Origin of the sequence: Algoriphagus kandeliae (assembly GCF_004571135.1) — a bacterium.
GTDB lineage: Bacteria > Bacteroidota > Bacteroidia > Cytophagales > Cyclobacteriaceae > Algoriphagus > Algoriphagus kandeliae.
In genome coordinates this window covers 1-3,277 of record NZ_SPSB01000009.1, presented here as the reverse complement: position 1 = coordinate 3,277, position 3,277 = coordinate 1, and the positions used below count along the sequence as shown (strand labels likewise).

Sequence of the window (3,277 nt, the reverse complement as noted above, 5' to 3'; positions counted from 1 at the left end):
AAAAGTTCATTGACATATTGAAGTAGAGACTGTAACAGTAGGTGTCTTTGTGATCTTCAGGGATTTACAGAGACATTGAATAGAATAACAAGAGCAAGTGAATAAGGGCGCACGGGGGATGCCTAGGCTCTCAGAGGCGATGAAGGACGTGACAAGCTGCGAAAAGCCGCGGGGATTGGCCGATACGAGTTGATCCGCGGATATCCGAATGGGGCAACCCATCCCGTTATACGGGATATTCCGAAAGGAAGGCGAACGTGGGGAACTGAAACATCTAAGTACCCATAGGAGGAGAAAACAACAGTGATTCCGTGAGTAGTGGCGAGCGAAAGCGGATTAGCCCAAACCGTATGTGTTGCGGCATGTACGGGGTAGTAGGACCTGCATAATCGAGTACAATTTGACGAGAACGGCATGGGAAGGCCGACCATAGGGGGTGAGAGTCCCGTATTGGAAGGGTTGTATGAGAGGCGGGTATCCTGAGTAGGCCGGGACCGGAGGAATCCCGGTTGAATCAGCCAGCACCATCTGGTAAGGCTAAATACTCCTGAGAGACCGATAGTGAACCAGTACCGTGAGGGAAAGGTGAAAAGTACTCCGAATAGGAGGGTGAAATAGAACCTGAAACCGTGCGCTTACAAGCGGTCGGAGCCCTTTCGTGGGGTGACGGCGTGCCTTTTGCATAATGAGCCTACGAGTTGCTCCTCTCCGGCGAGGGTAAGGCATTGAGTGCTGTACCCGGAGCGAAAGCGAGTCTGAAAGGGCGGATAGTCGGAGGGGGCAGACGCGAAACTTAGTGATCTACCCATGGCCAGGCTGAAGTACTGGTAACACAGTATGGAGGGCCGCACCGATAAGCGTTGAAAAGCTTCCGGATGAGCTGTGGGTAGGGGTGAAAGGCTAATCAAACTGAGAAATAGCTCGTACTCCCCGAAATGTTTTTAGGAACAGCGTCGGGATTTTTATGGCGGAGGTAGAGCTACCGATAGGACTAGGGGGAGTCACATCCTACCAAATCCTGACGAACTCCGAATGCCGCCATAGGTAACCGGCAGTGAGGGCTGGGGTGCTAAGGTCCCAGTCCGAGAGGGAAAGAACCCGGACCTACCGCTAAGGTCCCCAAATCTAGATTAAGTTGAACAAAGGTGGTCCAGTTGCAGAGACAGCCAGGAGGTTAGCTTGGAAGCAGCTATTCCTTTAAAGAGTGCGTAACAGCTCACTGGTCGAGCGACAGGGCGTCGATAATAATCGGGCATCAAATCTAGTACCGAAGCGAAGGATTGATAGCGATATCAGTGGTAGGGGAGCATTCCAACGGCGGTGAAGCGGTGCTGTGAGGCACGGTGGAGCTTTTGGAAAAGCAAATGTAGGCATAAGTAACGATAATGAATGCGAGAAACATTCACACCGCAAGACCCAGGTTTCCTGATCAACGCTAATCGGATCAGGGTCAGTCGGGACCTAAGGCGAACCCGAGAGGGGTAGTCGATGGACAACGGGTTAATATTCCCGTACTGCCCATACAGGTGACGGAGTGACGGAGTGATGGAAGGCCCGCCCGGTGACGGAATACCGGGTTGAAGGTTGTAGGTATTGGACTGGTAGTTAAATGCGCCGGTCTAGCCGAAGCTGACAGTACCGAGCGTCCACGGACAATCGGATAGTGGCCCTAAGAGCTTCCAAGAAAAACTTCTAGCGCTAAGCGTATGGGTACCCGTACCGCAAACCGACACAGGTGGTCGAGGAGAGTATCCTAAGGTGCTCGAGTGAATCATGGCTAAGGAACTCGGCAAAATAGCCCTGTAACTTCGGGAGAAGGGGCGCTCTGCAGGAATGCGGAGCCGCAGTGAAGAGGCCCAGGCGACTGTTTAACAAAAACACATGGCTTTGCGAAGTTGAAAGACTAGGTATAAGGCCTGACACCTGCCCGGTGCCGGAAGGTTAAGAGGGGATGTTATCGCAAGAGAAGCATTGAATCGAAGCCCCGGTAAACGGCGGCCGTAACTATAACGGTCCTAAGGTAGCGAAATTCCTTGTCGGGTAAGTTCCGACCTGCACGAATGGTGTAACGATCTGGGCGCTGTCTCAGCCATGAGCTCGGTGAAATTGTAGTCACGGTGAAGATGCCGTGTACCCGCAACGGGACGGAAAGACCCCATGAACCTTTACTGCAGCTTAGCATTGGTACTGGGCAAATGATGTGTAGGATAGGTGGGAGACTGTGAAGCGGCGTCGCCAGGCGTTGTGGAGTCACCGTTGAAATACCACCCTTTGTTTGTCTGGTATCTAACCCCTTGAAGGGGGACATTGCTTGGTGGGTAGTTTGACTGGGGTGGTCGCCTCCAAAAGGATAACGGAGGCTTCCAAAGGTTCCCTCAGCACGCTTGGTAACCGTGCGTGGAGTGCAATAGCATAAGGGAGCTTGACTGTAAGGCCGACAAGCCGAGCAGGGTGGAAACACGGGTATAGTGATCCGGCGGTACTGAATGGAAGGGCCGTCGCTCAAAGGATAAAAGGTACTCTGGGGATAACAGGCTGATCTCCCCCAAGAGCTCATATCGACGGGGAGGTTTGGCACCTCGATGTCGGCTCGTCACATCCTGGGGCTGGAGAAGGTCCCAAGGGTTGGGCTGTTCGCCCATTAAAGTGGCACGCGAGCTGGGTTCAGAACGTCGTGAGACAGTTCGGTCCCTATCTGTTGCGGGCGTGGGAAGTTTGCGAGGAGCTGACCTTAGTACGAGAGGACCGGGTTGGACTGACCGCTGGTGTACCGGTTGTGGTGCCAACTGCACTGCCGGGTAGCTACGTCGGGAAGAGATAAGCGCTGAAAGCATCTAAGTGCGAAACTCCCCTCAAGATGAGACTTCCAAATAGGGCCCTCAGAGACGATGAGGTTGATAGGCTGCAGGTGTAAAGGCAGTGATGTCATAGCCGAGCAGTACTAATTGCCCGAAAGCTTGCCTGTTGGCTGTTACAGTTTCTACGGAAATATGTTGTCTGAAGTATCAGGTACAAAGTACCAAGTACCAAGTACCAAGTACAAAGTATCAAGTACCAAGTACAGAGGACAGAACTTTAAGATATTAGACATAAGACGTTGTTAGACATCAGAGAGGACCGCAGACGGTCTAGCTGCTTGATACTGGCAACACAAGTCTTCCAATTTAGGCGGCCTGGCGCAGGGGTCCCACCTCTTCCCATCCCGAACAGAGAAGTTAAGCCCTGCAGCGCCGATGGTACTGGGGTTACACCCGGGAGAGTAGGTCGCCGCCTCATT

At 52.8% G+C, this 3,277-nt stretch carries 2 rRNA genes; both read left to right on the top strand.

Features of this window, described 5'->3' with window-relative positions:
* Positions 1 to 91 precede the first annotated feature (91 nt).
* A 23S ribosomal RNA gene (locus E4S40_RS17015) occupies positions 92 to 2,965 on the top strand.
* Between the two features lie 199 nt (positions 2,966 to 3,164).
* Positions 3,165 to 3,276, top strand: a 5S ribosomal RNA gene (gene rrf / locus E4S40_RS17010).
* Position 3,277: the final 1 nt, after the last annotated feature.